Source organism: Pseudomonas fluorescens, from assembly GCF_001648775.1.
GTDB classification, from domain to species: domain Bacteria; phylum Pseudomonadota; class Gammaproteobacteria; order Pseudomonadales; family Pseudomonadaceae; genus Aquipseudomonas; species Aquipseudomonas fluorescens_M.
On sequence record NZ_LVEJ01000048.1, the window covers coordinates 1 to 2,314 of the forward strand.

Consider the following 2,314-nt stretch of genomic DNA (forward strand, 5'->3'; position numbering starts at 1 on the left):
CGCCAGTTCGTCGCGCGAGTGGCGTACGCGGATCAGGCGGTCGAGGGCGTCGTAACCGTAGGTGCGCTGGCCGTGGCGGGTGTCGGCAATGTGCTCCAGATTGCCGTTGGCGCTGTAGGCATAATCGCGGCGGTACAGGGAATCGTGTTGATGGCCTACCGCGTGGGCCAATAAACGGCCCTGATCGTCGTAGCTGTATTCGCTGCACAGCAGGCCTTGCTGGCGTTGTTGCTCGCGGCCCGATTGATAAACGTGACGGCTCAGCGACGCGCCGTTGAGGTCGATGGCGGTCAGCGCCCCGCCCTTGGCGTAGTGATAGTCGAGCTTGCTGTTGTCCGGCAGACGCAGGCGCTTGAGCTGGCCGCAAGTGTCGTAGGCATAACGCAGGGTGCCCCAGCCCTGATGCTCGGTGATCAGCCGATCCTGGCGGTCGTACTCGAAGGCCAGCGGGTGTTGCTGGCCATCATCGACCCCAATCAAACGGCCGAGGCGGTCGTACTGATAGCTGACCTTGACTCCGTCGGGCAGGGTTTTCAGCAACAACTGCCCAGCAGCATCGCGTTGATACGCCGTGACCAACTGCGAGCCGTCGTCGCCGAACTCGGTCTTCTCCAGCAGATGGCCGTTGAGGTCATAGGCGTAGGCGGTGCGGCGGCCATCGAAGCCGGTTTCCTGACGGATCAACCCGGTCGCGGTGTAGTCCAGTCGGTATTTTTCGCCCGACTCGTTTTCGATCTCGGTGAGCAGCAGTTGCGCATGGTCGTAGCGATACTGCACTCGCGTGCCGTCGGGGTTGATCCGTCGCGAGACCAGGTGCAGGTCATCGTCGTATTCGTAGCGGGTGATGCGCCCGAGTTCATCGCGCTCGGCAGTGACCTGACCGTAGGCGCCGTAGCTGTAGGCGCGGGTGCTACCGGTAGGAAGCGTCGTCTGAATCAGTCGGCCAAGCGCATCCCAATGCTGACGGGTGACCGCACCGTGTTCGTCGGCGGTCGTGGTCCGCCGCCCCAGTGCATCGTAGGAAAAGCGCCGTACGCCGCCGTCGGGCAAGGTCTCTTCGGTCAACTGGCCGAGGTTGTTCCAGACCAAGCGATGCCGACTGCTGTCCGGGTAGCGAATCGACAGCAACTGACCCCGGGTGTCGTAGTAGTAATGGGTGACCTGACCATCGGGATCGACCGCTTCGGTGACATCGCCTTCGGCATTGCGCCGGTAGATCCACACCGCATCACCGCGCGAACGCCGATGCAGGAAGCCGTTGCGGTATTCGTAGGACGTTGGCGCATCATCCGGCGGAATCAGCGCGATCAGCCGTCCGACTTCGTCGTAGCGGTATTCGGTGACCGCGCCTAAAGCATCCTGCTCGGCGATCAAGCGTCCGGCAGCGTCATAGGCCTTGAGCTGTTCACCGCCGTCAGCCTCGACCTTGCGCACCAGCCGCGCCCGCTCGTCGTGGACGTAAACCTCTTCGGTGCCATCGACGTAATGCACCGCGACGCTGCCGTCGTCCGCCCAGACGTAACGGGTGTTCATCTGCGAGAACGACGCCCAGTGCCGCACGCAACGGGCCGATTTCCCCGCGCGCTCCCACTCCCAGAAGAAACTCGCCCCGCCGGTGAGCTGCCGCTGCAGAATCACGTGGGCGTCGTCGTAGTCGTAACGTTCGCTGTCGCCGACCGCGTTGGTCGCGGCCAACAAGCGCTGACGGGCGTCGTAGCAGTAACTGACCAGCGTCTGCTCGGTGTGCCAGGCGCCTTCACGCCAAACTTGATAATCGATCGCGAGCAACTGCGCGCGCTCATAGCGCAACAGCAGCGAGCGCCCGGCGCCGTTATCCAGTCGCTGCACCCGGTCAGACCGATCGCGCTGCACGGTCAGACGATTGCCATAGGCATCGCTGATCGCCGTCAGCCGTCCTGCACGAAAGTGATAGAACCGCGCCGTTTCCCCGGCCAGCGCAAGGATCAGCTCCTCCGGCTCATCACCCAGAAAAATCGCCGCCCGCGACAAACTGTTGTGAATCGCCGGTCGTGCAGCGCTGGGCAGCGGAAACCGTGTTCGCCGGTTTTCGTGATCGACCCAAACAACCTCATCAGCGAAAAACTCCAGCCGATGCGCCAGCGAATGGCTCCAGCCAAACCCCAGCCCGACATCGAGCTCGACCGCACTGCTGCGATACAAACGCGTGAACTCGAACGGCAATACGCCATCGAGCACCGCATCGGTCAGGGTCAGCAGTTCCTCGCCGGTGACCATCGACACCGGGCAACCGTTGGTACAGGTGCGCGGCACGCAATCGGCGCTGTCGCCGTTG

The 2,314-nt window shown here is 63.2% G+C and carries 1 protein-coding gene; it reads right to left on the reverse strand.

Annotated elements, in window-relative coordinates:
• Positions 1 to 2,314 (reverse strand): DUF6531 domain-containing protein (locus A8O26_RS30535; RefSeq protein WP_172828227.1); only part of this gene is annotated, 2,314 nt, incomplete at both ends.